Source organism: Mesorhizobium sp. WSM4832 (genome assembly GCF_055811115.1).
In genome coordinates this window covers 259999-275199 of sequence record NZ_JBVVQH010000001.1, presented here as the reverse complement: position 1 = coordinate 275199, position 15201 = coordinate 259999, and the positions used below count along the sequence as shown (strand labels likewise).

General features: G+C 64.4%; 18 protein-coding genes. 6 read left to right on the top strand and 12 right to left on the bottom strand.

The window, feature by feature from the left end; translation table 11 throughout:
* Positions 1 to 39: 39 nt before the first annotated feature.
* From AC0L2L_RS01350 to ureC, 3 genes are read right to left on the bottom strand one after another with little or no spacing between them, the layout of a single operon-like run.
* Positions 40 to 633, bottom strand: a complete 594-nt coding sequence (locus tag AC0L2L_RS01350; protein WP_473575646.1) for a hypothetical protein — start codon at positions 631 to 633, stop codon at positions 40 to 42.
* Positions 634 to 644: 11 nt separating this feature from the next.
* Positions 645 to 1241, bottom strand: coding sequence for a hypothetical protein (locus tag AC0L2L_RS01345; protein WP_473575644.1), 597 nt, complete (start codon positions 1239 to 1241; stop codon positions 645 to 647).
* A gap of 36 nt (positions 1242 to 1277) precedes the next feature.
* Positions 1278 to 2990, bottom strand: coding sequence for an urease subunit alpha (ureC, locus tag AC0L2L_RS01340; protein WP_473575642.1), 1713 nt, complete (start codon positions 2988 to 2990; stop codon positions 1278 to 1280).
* A 167-nt stretch (positions 2991 to 3157) separates the two neighbouring features.
* On the opposite strand from ureC, the gene AC0L2L_RS01335 reads away from it, so the two are divergent.
* Together AC0L2L_RS01335 and AC0L2L_RS01330 are read left to right on the top strand one after the other, a co-directional pair.
* Positions 3158 to 3541, top strand: a complete 384-nt coding sequence (locus AC0L2L_RS01335) for a hypothetical protein (protein ID WP_027167040.1) — start codon at positions 3158 to 3160, stop codon at positions 3539 to 3541.
* Positions 3542 to 3658: 117 nt separating this feature from the next.
* Positions 3659 to 4144 carry a hypothetical protein gene (locus AC0L2L_RS01330; RefSeq protein WP_473575640.1) on the top strand — a complete coding sequence of 162 codons (486 nt, stop codon included), beginning with the start codon at positions 3659 to 3661 and terminating at the stop codon, positions 4142 to 4144.
* Positions 4145 to 4181: 37 nt separating this feature from the next.
* Here the strand turns inward: AC0L2L_RS01330 and AC0L2L_RS01325 are convergent, their stop codons facing one another.
* From AC0L2L_RS01325 to AC0L2L_RS01305, 5 genes are read right to left on the bottom strand one after another with little or no spacing between them, the layout of a single operon-like run.
* A complete protein-coding gene (locus tag AC0L2L_RS01325) occupies positions 4182 to 4487 on the bottom strand; it encodes an urease subunit beta (protein WP_473575638.1) in 306 nt (101 codons plus the stop codon).
* A gap of 7 nt (positions 4488 to 4494) precedes the next feature.
* On the bottom strand, positions 4495 to 5088 hold the full coding sequence (locus AC0L2L_RS01320; RefSeq protein ID WP_473575636.1) for a HupE/UreJ family protein: 594 nt from the start codon (positions 5086 to 5088) through the stop codon (positions 4495 to 4497).
* A gap of 26 nt (positions 5089 to 5114) precedes the next feature.
* Positions 5115 to 5369: a DUF1272 domain-containing protein gene (locus AC0L2L_RS01315; RefSeq protein ID WP_473575634.1), complete on the bottom strand. Its 255-nt coding sequence runs from the start codon at positions 5367 to 5369 to the stop codon at positions 5115 to 5117.
* 5 nt (positions 5370 to 5374) lie between these two features.
* Positions 5375 to 5677 (bottom strand): urease subunit gamma, encoded by a 303-nt coding sequence (locus AC0L2L_RS01310; protein ID WP_027167035.1) that lies wholly within the window; start codon positions 5675 to 5677, stop codon positions 5375 to 5377.
* Positions 5678 to 5698: 21 nt separating this feature from the next.
* Positions 5699 to 6538: an urease accessory protein UreD gene (locus tag AC0L2L_RS01305; RefSeq protein WP_473575632.1), complete on the bottom strand. Its 840-nt coding sequence runs from the start codon at positions 6536 to 6538 to the stop codon at positions 5699 to 5701.
* A gap of 261 nt (positions 6539 to 6799) precedes the next feature.
* Between AC0L2L_RS01305 and AC0L2L_RS01300 the strand changes: the two genes are divergently transcribed.
* From AC0L2L_RS01300 to AC0L2L_RS01290, 3 genes are all read left to right on the top strand, one after another.
* Positions 6800 to 7054 carry an acyl carrier protein gene (locus AC0L2L_RS01300; protein WP_126063251.1) on the top strand — a complete coding sequence of 85 codons (255 nt, stop codon included), beginning with the start codon at positions 6800 to 6802 and terminating at the stop codon, positions 7052 to 7054.
* Positions 7055 to 7058: 4 nt separating this feature from the next.
* Positions 7059 to 8267, top strand: coding sequence for a beta-ketoacyl-[acyl-carrier-protein] synthase family protein (locus AC0L2L_RS01295; protein WP_473575629.1), 1209 nt, complete (start codon positions 7059 to 7061; stop codon positions 8265 to 8267).
* A gap of 186 nt (positions 8268 to 8453) precedes the next feature.
* Positions 8454 to 9158, top strand: a complete 705-nt coding sequence (locus tag AC0L2L_RS01290; protein WP_473575627.1) for a glutathione S-transferase family protein — start codon at positions 8454 to 8456, stop codon at positions 9156 to 9158.
* Between the two features lie 82 nt (positions 9159 to 9240).
* Here the strand turns inward: AC0L2L_RS01290 and AC0L2L_RS01285 are convergent, their stop codons facing one another.
* The 4 genes from AC0L2L_RS01285 to AC0L2L_RS01270 form a co-directional block, all read right to left on the bottom strand.
* On the bottom strand, positions 9241 to 9567 hold the full coding sequence (locus tag AC0L2L_RS01285; RefSeq protein WP_473575626.1) for a hypothetical protein: 327 nt from the start codon (positions 9565 to 9567) through the stop codon (positions 9241 to 9243).
* A 207-nt stretch (positions 9568 to 9774) separates the two neighbouring features.
* Entirely contained in the window at positions 9775 to 10386 is a 612-nt protein-coding gene (locus AC0L2L_RS01280; protein ID WP_473575624.1) for a nucleoside triphosphate hydrolase, read from the bottom strand.
* A 249-nt stretch (positions 10387 to 10635) separates the two neighbouring features.
* A complete protein-coding gene (locus AC0L2L_RS01275; protein ID WP_473575622.1) occupies positions 10636 to 11739 on the bottom strand; it encodes a hypothetical protein in 1104 nt (367 codons plus the stop codon).
* Between the two features lie 244 nt (positions 11740 to 11983).
* On the bottom strand, positions 11984 to 13792 hold the full coding sequence (locus tag AC0L2L_RS01270; RefSeq protein ID WP_473575621.1) for a methyl-accepting chemotaxis protein: 1809 nt from the start codon (positions 13790 to 13792) through the stop codon (positions 11984 to 11986).
* A gap of 372 nt (positions 13793 to 14164) precedes the next feature.
* On the opposite strand from AC0L2L_RS01270, the gene AC0L2L_RS01265 reads away from it, so the two are divergent.
* Positions 14165 to 15184 (top strand): D-alanyl-D-alanine carboxypeptidase family protein, encoded by a 1020-nt coding sequence (locus AC0L2L_RS01265; RefSeq protein ID WP_473575619.1) that lies wholly within the window; start codon positions 14165 to 14167, stop codon positions 15182 to 15184.
* Positions 15185 to 15201 lie beyond the last annotated feature (17 nt).

The window sequence follows — 15201 nt, the reverse complement described above, 5'->3', positions numbered from 1 at the left end:
AATCCTGCCTTTCGCCGGACTCTAGACCATCCGCCATAATCATACGATCGTGTCGAAGAGCCGCAGGATGAACGATATCTGATAGATCAACGCCGCCGCGACGAAGGCGATGTGAAAGCGGCGGTCGCGCACCAGGATCGCCACCAGGCAGAGCGCCACGAAGACCGGCGTGCGGAACAGATACTCGTTGCCGAAGCGGGCGAAATGCTCCGGCCCCTTGAGCAGCGTGTCGACCACGTCGAGCAGATAGGTGAAGCCGAGCAGCCCGAAGAACCAGGCGCGGCGCGAGTAAAAATAATCCTCGTAGCCAGTGTAATCGAGCATCGAATCCGGGAACAGCAATGCGCAAAGCAGGAACAGCGTGATCGCGTAGAAGATGATGAACAGGTATTTGCCGAAGGTCCAGTTTTCGATGGCGTAGAGGCCGAACTCCCACCACCAGAAATGCACCAGCATCAACAGCACCGAGGCGACCCAGGCCAGATGCACCGCATAGAGCCGGTACTGGCCAGGATGCTGGACGATGCGGGCGGTTCCCGAAAGCAGCCGGGTGACGCCAAGGCCGATCACCATGCCCATGACGATGCGGATATGCGGGAAGATGTCGTGCGGGGAGGCGATTTGCTGTTCCATAGGCGCTATGCTCAGTTGTCGCCCATCCTAATGCCCGCTGCCTGAAAAAGCTGAAGCATTCGACCAACCTCGGTTGCAGCAAGCGTTTTTGTGAGCTTGGTTTGGATATCGCCAATCATTTCTCGGAATGTGACGATTTTCAAAGGATTGCCACCCATGGCCTGAATAAATGGCGCATATCTTTCCCAAACCAATCGGTCGCCGCGGAGGTTTGTAACTGCATTCATGTACGTGAAATTGGCAGCGCCGGTCGCCTCAAAGACAGCTTGGACGAACGCGTCCGACCACTTTGGAATGCAGAGTTCACGAAAGCCCTTCCAAGCCTCGCGGCCGTAAATGATCTTCTTTCCTTCAATGGCAGCAATCAAAGCACGAGGATCAAAGCCACTCTGCCAGCTCTTACAGCTGACGGCGATAACCCTCTCGGGTCCCTGAAGTTTTGGATGATACCCTAAGACATCAATATCGCTATGATTTGAATCCTGATTTACTACATGATCCGGATGATCTTTTCGCGGAAGAAATTTTACGTTGTGTCTGACGAAATACCCTCTGTGTATAAGATACTCTTCTACAATTTGCTCTAGGATATCTTCCTTCGTCGCCATGACGTGCCTTCAAAATAGCGTTCGATGGCAGCATTCCTAAAACAGAAAATACCTTTGCGCCATCGGCAGCACCGTCGCCGGCTCGCAGGTGAGCAACTCTCCGTTGGCCCTCACTTCGTAGGTCTCCGGATCAACCTCGACATGCGGCGTGGCGTCGTTGAGCACCATGGAATGCTTGCCGATGCCGCCGCGGGTGTTCTCGACCGCGACCATCGCCTTGTCGACGCCGAGCCTCGATTGCAGGCCGGCATCGAAGGCAGCCTTGGAGACGAAGGTCACCGATGAATTGGTCAGCGCCTTGCCATAGGCGCCGAACATCGGCCGGTAGTGCATCGGCTGCGGTGTCGGGATCGAAGCGTTGGGGTCGCCCATCGGCGCGGCAGCGATCGTGCCGCCGACCAGCACCATCTCCGGCTTGACGCCGAAGAAGGCCGGGTTCCACAGCACCAGATCGGCCCGCTTTCCGGCGGTGATCGAGCCGATCTCCTTCGACAAGCCATGCGCGATCGCCGGATTGATCGTATATTTGGCGATGTAGCGGCGGACGCGAAAATTGTCGTTGTCGCCGGTCTCGCCGGGCAGCGCGCCGCGCTGGCGTTTCATCTTGTCGGCGGTCTGCCAGCAGCGGATCGCCACCTCGCCGACACGGCCCATGGCCTGGCTGTCGGAGGAGATGATCGAGAAGGCGCCGATGTCGTGCAAAATGTCCTCGGCCGCGATCGTCTCCTTGCGGATGCGGCTTTCGGCAAAGGCGATGTCCTCGGGGATCGACGGCGACAAATGATGGCAGACCATCAGCATGTCGAGATGCTCGGCCAGCGTGTTGACCGTGTAGGGCCGGGTCGGGTTGGTCGAGGACGGGATGACGTTGGGCAGGCCGCAGACCTTGATTATGTCGGGGGCGTGGCCGCCGCCCGCGCCTTCGGTGTGGAAGGCATGGATGGTGCGGCCCTTGATCGCCGCCACGGTGTTCTCGACGAACCCTGACTCGTTCAGCGTGTCGGTGTGGATCATCACCTGCACGTCGAACTCGTCGGCAACCGACAGGCAGCAGTCGATGGCGGCAGGCGTGGTGCCCCAGTCCTCATGCAGCTTCAGCGAGCAGGCGCCGGCCAGCACCATCTCTTCAAGCGCCGACGGCCGCGAGGCATTGCCCTTGCCCGACAGGCCGATATTCATCGGGAACGCGTCGAAGGACTGGATCATGCGTGCCATGTGCCAGGGGCCGGGCGTGCAGGTGGTGGCTAAAGTGCCATGCGCAGGACCCGTGCCGCCGCCGAGCATCGTTGTGATGCCGCTCATCAGCGCTTCCTCGATCTGCTGCGGGCAGATGAAATGGATGTGCGCGTCGAAGCCGCCGGCCGTGAGTATCTTGCCTTCACCGGCGATGATCTCGGTGCCTGGGCCGATGATGATGGTGACGCCGTCCTGCGTATCGGGGTTGCCGGCCTTGCCAATTGCGGCGATGCGGCCGTCCTTCAGGCCGACATCGGCCTTGACGATGCCGGCGAGCGCGTCGACGACCAGCGCATTGGTGATGACGGTATCGACGGCGCCGCCCGCCCGCGTGACCTGGCTCTGGCCCATGCCGTCGCGGATGACCTTGCCGCCGCCGAATTTTACTTCCTCGCCATGGACGGTGAAATCCTTCTCGACCTCGATGAAGAGCTCGGTGTCGGCAAGCCGCACCTTGTCACCGACGGTCGGGCCGTACATCTGCGCATAGGCGGCGCGGGTTATCCTGGCCATCAGCGATTGCTCCCTAAATTCAGGTTGATTGAGTGCGAGGTACACATTGTCGCCATCCAATGGTCACGCAATGACCCGCTCGGCGACACTTTGAGTGCCCATTTGGGCGTTCCCATCGGGCCGTTGAGGCGGGCGGTATCACTCCCAAGCCGATGGAAGGAATATCCATGCGCACAGCGATACTTGTCGCCGCAGCCGCCACCCTGATGATGGCGGGGGCGGCGAGCGCCCAGCAGCAGCCAACGCCGCAGCCCAATCCGGCGCCGGCGGCACCCGCGCAGCCCGCGCCGAAGTCCCAGACTGCCGCGCCGGCAATCCAGAGCGTCAACGTCGTCGATATCACCGAACTGCCGAAGGATACGCAGACCCAGGTCAACCAGATCGTGGCGCAGCGCGGCGATGCAGGCCTGCAGACATTGCGCAAGTCCATCGACGCGACACCCAAGGTGAAATCCGCGCTCGAGGCCAAGGGCGTGACTTCGGCGCAGGTGATCGCCGCCAGCATGCAGCCCAATGGCGCGCTGACGCTGATCACGAAGAAGGCAAGCTGATCGCCTGCCAAGGCGGGCCGCCCTGCGGTCCGCCGGCCAACTTTTGAAGGGAACCTCCGGCCAAGCCGGGTCGTTTTGCTGTTTTCGCCCCGCCACAAATTCAGCCAGGAGCGAGTAATGGCGAAGGCCCCGCGTCTTGCAAAATGGAGTTCTGTGGTTGCCGCCGCGCTTTTCACGGCCGCGCCCCATGCCGTGTCCGCGGCGCAGCCGCTGAACAACGACAGGCCGGACGCGGCAATCGTCGATTCCGATATCCGTCAGGAGGAGACGCTCGCCAGGACGGAAGCCGGAAAGGTCATCACGGCCATCGACCGCACCCGCGAGAATATCGGCACGGTGCGCAAGACCACCAAGCTCGACACGGTCGACATCGTGTTCCTGACCGATGCGGCGCGCAGCGAAGGCGGGCCGCCGCCGGCCATCGAGAACAAGGTAAAGCAGCATCAGGATGATGTTGCCGAACTGCGCCAGGAGATCGAGGCGAACGCCCTGCTCTTCAACGCGATCGATTCGCGGCGCGTGATGGCCGAGGACGTGCTTGCGGTGGAGTTCGACAATCCCGGCAAGATCGTCATCTACGCCGCCGCCAAGCCCCCGAAGTGATTTGAGCGTCCAAGACCTCATCATAGCTTGCCGGACGTCACAGCTTGCCCATCACCTTCTGCTGGAAGCCATAGACCTCGCGCTTGCCACCGAGCGGCACCAGCGTGACATCGCGCTCCTGACCCGGCTCGAAGCGCGTGGCGGTGCCGGCAGCGATATCGAGCCGCATGCCGCGCGCGCGTTCGCGGTCGAATTTCAGGCCCTCATTGGTCTCGAAGAAGTGATAGTGGCTGCCGACCTGGATCGGCCGGTCGCCGCTGTTGGCAACCTTGAGCGTGACGGTCGGCCGGCCCTTGTTGAGCTCGATCTCGCCCTTGGCCGCAATGACTTCGCCGGGGATCATCGTGCCCTCACAAAACGCCGAAGACCAGGCCGACGCCGACCGCCGCGCAGGCGGCACCGGCGGCGCGCGCCAGGCTGCGGAAGCGCGGGCCAAGCGCGAGGGCGGATGCGATGCCGATGCCGTGGAGCAGCGCCGTCGCCACGGCAAAGCCCGCGATATATTCGAGACCGCCGGCATTTTCAGGCACTTCGGTGCCATGGGCGTGGCCGTGGAACAGCGCGAACAATCCGATGACAGCGACACCGGCAGAGACCGGCAGGTCGATCGCCAGCGCCACCAGCAGGCCGAGCGCCACGACGGATGCGAGGATGCCCGGCTCGACGAAAGGCACCGGCACATGCAGCATGCCGAGCGCGCCGCCGACCAGCATGACGCCGACGAAGGCGAGCGGCCATGCCCAGACCGCCTTGCCGCCCTTCATCGCCGCCCACAGGCCGACGGCGACCATGACCGTCATATGGTCGAGCCCGGACAGCGGATGCGCGAAACCGGCGGCGAAGGAAGAGGTCGTGCCTATGCCGACATGGGCTTCGGCCGGCATCGCCGCGGCCAGCAACAAGATGACGGCGAGCGTGCTGCGTTTCGTCGAAGCGGAGATCATCTTTCTGCCCTTTCCAATTGACCCGGTTAAGCGGCCTTGCGCGGACCGCAGCCTTCGGCCTTGAGCACGCGCCTGGTCGATGGCGGATATTTCGTCAGCTTGGCTGCCGGCCGGATCGGCCGCGGCGCAAAATTGCCGCCGCAATTCGGACAGGCGCCGCCCAGCACATTGTCCACGCAGTCGGCGCAGAAGGTGCATTCGAAGGTGCAGATCAGCGCATCGGTCGCCTCCGGCGGCAGATCCTTGTCGCAGCATTCGCAATTGGGCCTGAGCTCCAGCATCGGTCTCACCTTATGGGTTCGTGCACGGTCACCAGCTTGGTGCCGTCGGGAAACGTCGCTTCGACCTGGACGTCGTGGATCATCTCGGCGATGCCATCCATGACCTGGGCGCGGGTGATGACATGCGCTCCCGCCTCCATCAATTCGGCGACCGGGCGGCCGTCGCGCGCGCCTTCGACGACGAAGTCGGTGATCAAGGCGATGGCCTCCGGGTGGTTGAGCTTGACGCCACGCTCCAACCGCTTGCGCGCCACGATCGCCGCCATGGCGATGAGCAGCTTGTCTTTTTCACGCGGCGTCAGGTTCATGCAATGTCCCGGCAATCGAAATCAGAGTGACCACAATTTAGGCAGGCCCGCCCGCCCATTGAGCAGTTCGACGAGCGGAACCAGCCGCTTGCGGAGCTGGTAGCCATCGCCGGCACAGAGCCTCGCAAGAAGCTTGCCAGATCGGCCGACGCTCCAGAAACTGGCGCCGCCCGAACCACCGACAGGGGCACCGTCAACGGGGCCGCCGATGATAGCGCGGGCCGGCTCCAGCAGGCTTTCCGCTTGCGGCGAAACGAGCAGCAGTGTGGCGACGGCAAGCGCGCCCCCGGTCGCCGCCGGCCGCCGAAGCATCGCGGCGATATCCGGGCTGACGCGGAAATCCTCAGCATGGATCAGCGCGCCGCCCTGGCGGACCCGCCAGCGGTCATGGAAACTGCCCTGAAGCGTCCGCTCGCCCATCGCAAGCCGACCGAACAGCGTGGCTTCGAGCACCAGGGCCTCTGCATCCTCGGCGAGCTCGACATCCAGCGTGCGGGCGAAGGCGGCACGATCGAAAACGATGGTTTCCTGCGGCAGCCAGGCGATGCGGCCGCCCGGACCGACCCGCAGGCCGACGCTTGTCTCGGCCCTGTCGGCGGCGGCGCGATAGACCTTCTCGCAGGCTTGGGTGGTGATGGAGGCGGAGGCGTCGGCGCCAACCTCGATCGTCCAACCGAGGCGGTCGCCGCCGGTCAGGCCGCCCGCGGTGTTGATCAGCACCGCCTCGAGCGGATCGCCTTGCACCGACGGCAGCCGGATCTTGGCCGATCCGGCCTGGTAAAGCCGCCGCAGGCGCGTGCGGTCATCGCTCTTGCCGCAGAAAAGCCTGCCTAGCCCGGCAACACGTTGCGTGGCGGGCATAGGAGCGGCGGCCGAAGGAGGGGCAGGCAAGGATGCCAAAATGTTTTCGATCATGTCCACGACCCCAGGTTAAGCACTCCTACGGCTTTGTCGATATATCGCTTGTTGCTTGACATCGTTTCGGTTTCTATAGAGGGAAGCCACGCTGGAGCGGTCGCGCGGTGCCTGGCGAGGGAAAGGCAACGGCGTTTGTTGGGATCCGGGGGGGCCAAAAAAGGACGCTGATCAGTTGGCGTCGGGAAACGACAGGGAAGGAACCGAATGGCTGACCAGCTGACGACCGAGATCATCGAAAAGATCAAAGCGCATGCAGATACCGGCGGTGAGGAAATCACCACCAGCACCGATCTCGGCACGCTCGGCATCCATTCGCTGGAGCTGACCGAGATCATCTTCGATCTCGAGGAAAAATATGGCATCGAGATCGAGATGAACACGGTCGACGCCTGGAGCAATCTCAAGAACGTCGGCGACATGGTCGAGGCGGTTCGCGAACTGATCGCGAAAAAAGCCTGACTGCATGCTGAAACGCGTCGTCATCACCGGGATCGGCGGGATTTGCGGGCTCGGCAACGACGTGCCGGCGATGTGGGACGCCATGCGCGACGGCCGGTCGGCCATCGGCCCGATCGACAATCCATCGCTGCATGACCTCAAGGTCAAGGTCGGCTGCGAGATCAAGCAGCTGCCGGACCACGGCATCGACCGCAAGCAGGTCGTGTCGATGGACCGCTTCAGCCTGCTGGCGGTGATCGCGGCGCGGGAAGCCATGCAGCAGGCGGGCCTGGTGGCGCATGCCGACAACACCTACCGGATGGGCGCAATCGTCGGCATCGGCGTCGCGGGCTTCGAGACCATCGAGGAGAATTACCGCGCGATCCTGATCGAGGGACGCAGCCGCGCCGCCATCTTCACCGTGCCGAAAGTAATGCCGGGTGCGGCCGCCGGCCAGGTCAGCATGAATCTCGGGCTGCGCGGCCCTGTTTTCGGCGCCACTTCGGCCTGCTCGTCGGCCAACCATGCGATTTCCACGGCGGTCGACCAGATCAGGCTCGGCCGCGCCGACGTCATGCTTGCCGGCGGCACCGAGGCGCCGCTGGTGTGGGGCGTGCTGAAGGGCTGGGAGGCGCTCAGGGTGCTTTCGCCCGATACGTGCCGGCCGTTCTCGGCCGACCGCCAAGGCCTTTCGCTCGGCGAAGGCGCCGGCATGGCGGTGCTCGAAAGCTACGATCACGCGATGGCGCGCGGCGCCACCATCTTGGCCGAGATCGCCGGCATCGGGCTTTCGGCCGACGCCTCCGACATCGTCGCGCCGACCGTCGAGGGACCGGAAGCGGCCATGCGTTTCTGCCTGGCGGATGCCGGGCTCAATCCGGAAGATGTCGACTACCTCAACGCGCACGGCACCGGCACCAAGGCCAACGACCAGATCGAGACCGCGGCGATCAAGCGGGTTTTCGGCGAGCATGCCGCTTCGCTTTCGGTGTCCTCGACCAAGTCGATGCATGCGCATTGCCTCGGTGCTTCCGGCGGCCTGGAGATGATCGCCTGCGTCATGGCTATCCGCGACGGCATCGTGCCGCCGACCGCCAATTACCGCGAGCCCGATCCGGAATGCGACCTCGACGTGACACCGAACGTGGCGCGCGAGCGCAAGGTGCGCGCCGCGCTCAGCAACAGCTTTGCCTTCGGCGGAACCAATGCGGTGCTGGCCTTCAAGGCGGTCTGATCGCAAAGCAATTCCAGGAAAAGCGTGGAGCGGTTTTCCGTTTGGAATTGCGTCCGGGTAAATCACCCGGTTGACTGTGTGCACGGCAAGCCGGCTGCCGGTGTATTGATCCAGGCCGGCAAGGGTCCTAATTCTTCCCCACCCGCCATGAGCGCCGCCCGGCGCCAATCCGCATCCGGAGTTCCGATGACCGACCTGTCCGCCTTTCCGATCGCCAAGCGCTGGCCGGCCAAGCACCCCGATCGCCTGCAGCTTTATTCCGCCACGACGCCCAATGGCGTGAAGGCGTCGATCGCGCTGGAGGAGATCGGCCTGCCCTACGAGCCGCATTACATCGATATCGGCAAGAACGAGAGCTGGACGCCGGAATTCCTATCGCTCAATCCGAACGGCAAGATACCGGCGATCATCGACCCGGACGGTCCGGGCGGCAAGCCGATCGGCCTGTTCGAGTCCGGCGCCATCCTGCTCTACCTGGCCGACAAGACCGGCAAGCTCATTCCCGCCGATCCGGCACGGCGCTACGAGACGATCCAATGGGTGTTCTTCCAGATGGCGGCGATCGGCCCGATCTTCGGGCAGGTCGGGTTCTTCCACAAATTCGCCGGGCGCGAAATCGCCGACAAGCGGCCGCTGGAGCGTTACCGCGACGAGTCGCGGCGGTTGATCGGCGTCCTGGAAACGCGCCTCAAGGGCCGCAAGTGGATCATGGATGACGACTACACCATCGCCGATGTGTCGATGCTGGGCTGGGTGCGCAACCTGATCGGCTTCTACGAGGCGCGCGAACTGGTCGGCTTCGACGATTTCCCGACCGTCGCCGATTGGCTGGAGCGCGGCCTGGCGCGGCCTGCGGTGACGAGAGGCCTCACCATCCCGGCGAAGGGTTGAAAGCAATTCCGGCAAGGGTGTGCACGGTCGGGCCTTGTGACCTCGCCGTAGCCTTCCGTCGAATTTCGTAAGCTTTAGGCGCCTATTTCGCCTTGGCCTTGGCGCCACCGCGGCCGAACATGGAGGCCGCGAGCCGCGCGGTGGCGACGACCGCTCCTGTCGCAACGCTCGCTGCGGTGCGGATCGGTCCCGACTTCTTTGCCGCCGGCTTGGGGTGCGTCGCGCTCTTGGCCGCAACCTTGTGAGCCGCGCCAGGCGTCACTTTCTTCGGCGCCGCCTTGCCGAAAGCCGGCTTGGCATCTTTCGAACGCTCGGCGATCGCCGGGCCGGCGCTGGCCTTGGCCTGCGTCGCCCTGGACTGGGCGGCCCGGTTTTTCCTGGGCGCGGGTTTTCTGCTGTTGGTTGCCATCTGACGGCTCCTGCAATGTTCTTTTCGCAACTCCGGACGGAAGCGGTTGCACGCTTTCCTGGAATTGCTCCGGCGCCGGACAATTCGGAATGGCGTCATAACGGCCTGGAAACCTTAAAGTTCCGGCCGGAAAATATCGAAAATTGAGCAGGTTAACCAATCACCAGGGTCATTAACCAATGACCAGTCATTGACCAATGACCGTCATTAACTAATGACCATGTCCGCCGGCCGGCGCCGTGCCAGCACCCGCTCGATGTTGGGCATGTCATTGGATGCGATCCAGGCCAGCGCGTCCTCATCGGACTTGCCATGGCCGCGCCAGCGCTCCATCAGCCGGCGCTCGAGCTCATTGCGCGGCACATCGACAAAGATGGTGAAATCGAACAAAGGCGCCAGCCGCGACCACGGTTCCTCGTCGAGCAGCAGGTAATTGCCCTCGACCAGGATGAACTTGGTGTCGGCGGAAACGATCTCGGCCGCCGCGCGCGACAGTTCGATATCGCGATCGAACACCGGGATGGCGATATCGGGTTCGCCGGAGCGGATGCGCTTCAACAGCGTCTCGAAACCGGCAAAATCGAACGTTTCCGGCGCGCCTTTGCGCGAACGCAGGCCGCGGCGGTTGAGAATGATGTCGTCATAATGAAAGCCGTCCATCGGCACGATTTCGGATGTGCCTTCCGGCAGCAATTCATGCAACCTGCCCGATATGGTCGACTTGCCGGCTCCCGGCGGGCCGGCAATGGCAACGACGAACCGCTTGGCTTTGCCGGCGCGCTTGAAAATGGCGGCAGTGATATGGGCTAGGTCGGACATCGGCGGCTTTCCATTGGCAATCTCAGGTGCATTTTGGCGGGTGTCGGCGGAAATTTCAAACCTGGACGGCGAGCTAGCAGTCGCATGCCGCCGCAGCGGCGCAGAAATCCGAAATGCCGGCGGGACAGCACCCCCTCTGTCCTGCCGGACAGAGGGGGTGTGAAGGAACGCGGCGCCACAGTACTTCATCATCCCGCCCTTGAAGCTTCGCCCTGGAATGACGAACTCTCAGGCGTCCTGGCCTGAACCTCACGCCGGCTCCGGACGGCCGATGCGCAGGAAATCGTCATCGAACGGCACCTCCTTCGTCGTGCCGTTCGGAGCAAGAATGCGCAATCGGTCGCGCGCGGTTTCGATCCCGCTCGGTTCGGCCTGGGCCAACGGAACCGCGCCAATCACATGACGGAACGAGACCGACCGCCCCTCGCCCAGCGTGAAGGCCGTGGCGACACCTTCATGCTTCAGCCAGTTGTCGCCGAGCGAAGCGGCGTGGCCGACCGCGGCGCGGCCGTCCTCGATGCCGAGCACGCCGAGATGGCGGCCGCTCCACGGCGCGTAATCGCGGCCGCCATTGCTGAACCACAGCATGGTGACCGGCAGCTCGGCCGGGTTTTTCAGCACCAGCACCAGGTCCCGCTCGGCGCGGCGGGCGATCGCCGTCCAGCCCGGGCCGCCGTGATCGGCCTCGACCAGGGTGATGAAATCCTCGCGCCTGTCCTCCATGCGGTAGTCGGCGAGATCGGCGGTGCCGCCGGCGGCGAGCGGGAACTGCGCAAGGTCGGTGGCGCGGGCGGGGTAAGCCAGCATGAAGCGGCCGCGCGCCGGATCGGGCTCCAGCGGCGCCGCGGGCGTCACCGCCAGCCGCTTGGGCGAGAAGGCAAGCCGGCCGCCGCCTTGCATCGCCGTCATCGGATGATGGGCGACGGAGATGGCGCCTGAGCCGCCGGAAAGGATGTGCTCCTGGTAAAGGAATGGGTGGCCGTCGCGCAGCGTGAAGACCTTGTCGACAGCCGCGCCCATCACCTTGCGGCGCAGCCGGAAGACGGCGCGCCAGCCGCCGGCGATGGCGCCGTTCTCGACGACATCCCATTCGCTGTTGGCCGGCCAGCCATGCAGGGGCGCCGCCTCGACGTCACTGGCGGAAAACGGCGCACAGAGGAAATCGCCGGAAAGGCGCACCGTGCCTTCGGACAGGTTTTCCGGCAGCGACTCGCGCGACGCGCCAACCCAGGGCGCACGGTGCAGCGGCTGCAGGATACGGCCCCCGGCCTCGACCTGCATGGCGGCGATATGGCCGACGGCGAGATCGAGGGAAACCGAGATGCCCCTTGCGCCGATCGTGACCGTGTCCATGAATGCCCTCCCCCCGAATCTTTTCCGGCGGCAGCAAAGCCTGTCCGGTGGCGGGTGCGCAAGCAGGGTGATCGGCATTTTGCATCAGCTCCACCCTCCCCCTTGTGGGGAGGGTCGGCGAGCGGTCGTAGCGAAGCGAAGAACGCTTGACGGGGTGGGGGTTCAACAAAAGAGTCTTTTTTTCGACCCCCTCCCCGATCCGCTGCGCGGATCGACCCTCCCCACAAGGGGGAGGGTGGGAGCGCTACTGCCTCTTATATTCCCTGACCGGCGACTTCGTTCCGTCCGTATAGGTCACCTGCACCGCCATCGATTTCACCTCGTCCTTCACCTTGAAGTAGGGCTGGTAGTCGGCGGGGATGGCGTAGGGGTCCTTGGCGTCGCAGGGCGGCATCTTGATCTCCTTGTCGAGCGCGGTGCCGTTCAGGCTGTAGCGAACCTGCTTGATGGCGCAGCGGAAAGAGAGCATCTGGGTGAAATAGACCAGGCCGCGATTGCCGCCGGCGTCGAAGGCGATCCACGAGGTCCAGAACTGGTCGAGGATCTGCTTGTTGCCCTGCTGCAGGGCGGAATCCGGATCGAAACGGATGTCGAACGGGCCCGTCTCGCGGCCCCTTGTGTCGAGATATTTGATGCCGATGGTGGTGGCCGCGGTGCTGTCGGGCAGCTCGAAGCTCGGATTGGGCATCGGCTTGCCGGTGCGCTGGTCGTTCAAGGCAAGCAGGCCGGTGTCGGTGAACGGGCCAGAGTCGCCGAGCCGCCAGGAAATCGCCGTCGCCGGCTCGGGCAGCGAGATCGTCATCGACCAGCCGGCATTGGACCGCGTCGGCGTCAAGGTCGGGGCGAAGCGCGACGGGTCGAGCACGTCGCCAAGCGCTGCCAGCCGGCTGCGGCTGCGGTCGAGCCAGTCGGCCAGTTGCGTCTGGTCGACGAAATATTTGAGCAGGCCGCCATCCTTTTCGTAGGAGACGAACTTGGTCAGCGCCTGCGCCTCGCTGCGCTTGTCGGCGAGCGTCTGGCTGCCGAGGCGGTCCTCGGAAAATTCCTGCGCCAGGAGGAAGTAAGCCGGCGCGTAATCCGGGTTGGCCGCGATGAAGGCGTTGAGCTTGTCGAGCCGCTGGGCGTCGTCGAACTGCAAGAGGTGGACGAGCTTGATCGACGGCGCCTTGGCCTTTTCGGCGAGCTGGCCGAACACTTCGCGGGCGCCGGCCTTGCCGTCCTGGACCCTGAGCAGCGTGGCAAAGCGCGTATAAGGGTCGATGGCGTCGACATCGAAGCCAGCAAAAGCGAGGTAGGAGCGGCGGGCATTGAGCATATCGCCGGCCAGCTCGTAGACGCGGGCATTGTGGTAGAACTCGTCCGGACGCTTCGGGTCGGCGATCGCGCCGCCCTGCGCCGACAGCTGCGCAAAGCCCTTGGCGATGGTGTCGATCGAAGCGGCGATCTGCTCGGTGGTCGCCTGCAGCTTCTGCGCCTGCGCCTGCTGCTGTTGCTGGCCGGCGGCCAAGGTGTCGGTGGTCTGCTTGACCGCCTCGACCGTCTTCTGCGTCTCAGCGCCCTGCTCGGTCTGCTGCTTCTGTGCCTGCGCGATCTCGTCAGTCGTCTTCGCCACAATGTCGGTGGACTTCTTGACCTCCTCGACGGTCTTCTGGGTTTCGGTGACGGTCTTTTCGATCTTCGCCACCTTTTCGGAGACGATGCCCAGCGACTGCTGCAATTGCGCCACCGCTGGCACCAGCGTGGCGACGACGCCGTTCTGCGAATTCGTCTCTTGCTGGATGCCGTAGACGCCGCCGGCGATCGCGGCAGCACTGGTGGCGAAGATCAGCGCCGGCATGGCTTTCGCCGCCAGCACCAGGCGCAGCACGACGGCGACGGCGATGATGATGGCCGCGATTGCCGCGACCAGCGCGATGTAGGCCGCAAAAGGGCCGAGCGGGTTGAGCACGTCGCCGACCGCGCCGCTGATAAAGGCGAAGCTCGCCGCCCATTTGCCGGTGCGGCTGAGCGAGGCGCGCAGCAGCGAGGTCGTACCCGTGGCGATTTCCGACATGCCGATCCCCCCAAAACCAAGCCGCGCGCATCATAGCGGCAAGGGGGCGGGGAAGGCAAAGCGGGGGAAGGCAAAGCGGGGTGGAGCGGCCCCTCACCCAGCCTCCGCTTCGCTCGGCTGACCTCTCCCCGGCGGGGAGAGGAGATTGCCGACGCCGGCGCCAACCTCTTCTCCCCGCCGGGGAGAAGGTGGCCGCGTAGCGGCCGGATGAGGGGGCCTGCGCTGCCATATGTGATTGCCTGCCGTTTGCGGGGACAAGGCGGCTAACCCACAAAACCTGGGCAAATGCCTTGATGTCGCCGTTAACCGGTTGGACGCGGCCTATGCGTTACGTTAGCTTCGCCGCATCTCAGCAACAGCTTTAGAACAGTCTTGCCCCATCCCTTTCCGCTCCTCCGACAACTGATCGCCGCGCTCGCGGTTTTGCTCCTGGTCGCCGGCTGCACCACGGCTCCGGCGGAAAGCGTGCTGGCCGTGCCGGCGCAACCGCAGAAATACGCGGCGATCGTGGTCGATGCCTCGTCCGGCAAGACGCTGTTCGAGGTCAACTCGACGGCGCAGCGCTATCCGGCGTCGCTGACCAAGATGATGACGCTCTACATGCTGTTCGAGGCGCTGCAGAGCGGCCGCGTCACCAAGGAGACGCGGATCCCGGTTTCCGACCACGCCGCCTCGCAGCCGCCGACGAAGATGCGTTTCCGGCGCGGCGAGACGATCGACGTCGATTCCGCCATCCGCGCCATGGTGGTGAAGTCGGCCAACGACGTGGCGGTGGCGGTGGGCGAATATCTCGGCGGCGGCAGCGAGGACCAGTTTGCCGCCATGATGACCGCCAAGGCGCGCCAGCTCGGCATGACCAGCACGAGCTTCCGCAACGCCTGCGGCCTGCCCGACGACGGCCAAGTGACGAGCGCGCGCGACATGGCGGTGCTGGGCATCGCGCTCGAGCACCGCTTCCCGCAGCATTTCCACTATTTTTCCGAAAGCGACTTCATGTTCCGCGGCCGGCTGGTGCGCGGCCACAACGATATGCTGGGACGGGTGCGCGGCGTCGACGGCATCAAGACCGGCTACATAAGAGCCTCCGGCTACAACATCGTCACCTCCTACAATGCCGACGGACGGCACCTGATCGTGGTGGTGATGGGCGCCGTCAGCGCGCGCCAGCGCAACGACCATGTCGAGGCGCTGATCCAGAGGAGCCTGGGGCCCACGACCGCCGATGCCCAGCCGCGGCTGATGTACGCCCAGCAGCCGGCGGGCTCGGCGCTTCCCGGCCTGCCGGCGCCCGGGTCGCCGCCGCCCGCGTCGGGGCTGCCCGGCCTGCCGGCGTCCGATTTCCCGTCGCCGGACCTGGCGTCACCCGGCTCGCCGCTGCTGCCGGCGCAGTAGAGCGGTCGAGAGGAGCG

What these genes read in the sequence shown, in the direction of transcription:
- AC0L2L_RS01350 (WP_473575646.1), bottom strand. Translation starts at nt 633, where the DNA reads ATGGAACAGCAAATCGCCTCCCCGCACGACATCTTCCCGCATATCCGC.
- AC0L2L_RS01345 (WP_473575644.1), bottom strand. Translation starts at nt 1,241, where the DNA reads ATGGCGACGAAGGAAGATATCCTAGAGCAAATTGTAGAAGAGTATCTT.
- ureC (WP_473575642.1), bottom strand. Translation starts at nt 2,990, where the DNA reads ATGGCCAGGATAACCCGCGCCGCCTATGCGCAGATGTACGGCCCGACC.
- AC0L2L_RS01335 (WP_027167040.1), top strand. Translation starts at nt 3,158, where the DNA reads ATGCGCACAGCGATACTTGTCGCCGCAGCCGCCACCCTGATGATGGCG.
- AC0L2L_RS01330 (WP_473575640.1), top strand. Translation starts at nt 3,659, where the DNA reads ATGGCGAAGGCCCCGCGTCTTGCAAAATGGAGTTCTGTGGTTGCCGCC.
- AC0L2L_RS01325 (WP_473575638.1), bottom strand. Translation starts at nt 4,487, where the DNA reads ATGATCCCCGGCGAAGTCATTGCGGCCAAGGGCGAGATCGAGCTCAAC.
- AC0L2L_RS01320 (WP_473575636.1), bottom strand. Translation starts at nt 5,088, where the DNA reads ATGATCTCCGCTTCGACGAAACGCAGCACGCTCGCCGTCATCTTGTTG.
- AC0L2L_RS01315 (WP_473575634.1), bottom strand. Translation starts at nt 5,369, where the DNA reads ATGCTGGAGCTCAGGCCCAATTGCGAATGCTGCGACAAGGATCTGCCG.
- AC0L2L_RS01310 (WP_027167035.1), bottom strand. Translation starts at nt 5,677, where the DNA reads ATGAACCTGACGCCGCGTGAAAAAGACAAGCTGCTCATCGCCATGGCG.
- AC0L2L_RS01305 (WP_473575632.1), bottom strand. Translation starts at nt 6,538, where the DNA reads ATGCCCGCCACGCAACGTGTTGCCGGGCTAGGCAGGCTTTTCTGCGGC.
- AC0L2L_RS01300 (WP_126063251.1), top strand. Translation starts at nt 6,800, where the DNA reads ATGGCTGACCAGCTGACGACCGAGATCATCGAAAAGATCAAAGCGCAT.
- AC0L2L_RS01295 (WP_473575629.1), top strand. Translation starts at nt 7,059, where the DNA reads ATGCTGAAACGCGTCGTCATCACCGGGATCGGCGGGATTTGCGGGCTC.
- AC0L2L_RS01290 (WP_473575627.1), top strand. Translation starts at nt 8,454, where the DNA reads ATGACCGACCTGTCCGCCTTTCCGATCGCCAAGCGCTGGCCGGCCAAG.
- AC0L2L_RS01285 (WP_473575626.1), bottom strand. Translation starts at nt 9,567, where the DNA reads ATGGCAACCAACAGCAGAAAACCCGCGCCCAGGAAAAACCGGGCCGCC.
- AC0L2L_RS01280 (WP_473575624.1), bottom strand. Translation starts at nt 10,386, where the DNA reads ATGTCCGACCTAGCCCATATCACTGCCGCCATTTTCAAGCGCGCCGGC.
- AC0L2L_RS01275 (WP_473575622.1), bottom strand. Translation starts at nt 11,739, where the DNA reads ATGGACACGGTCACGATCGGCGCAAGGGGCATCTCGGTTTCCCTCGAT.
- AC0L2L_RS01270 (WP_473575621.1), bottom strand. Translation starts at nt 13,792, where the DNA reads ATGTCGGAAATCGCCACGGGTACGACCTCGCTGCTGCGCGCCTCGCTC.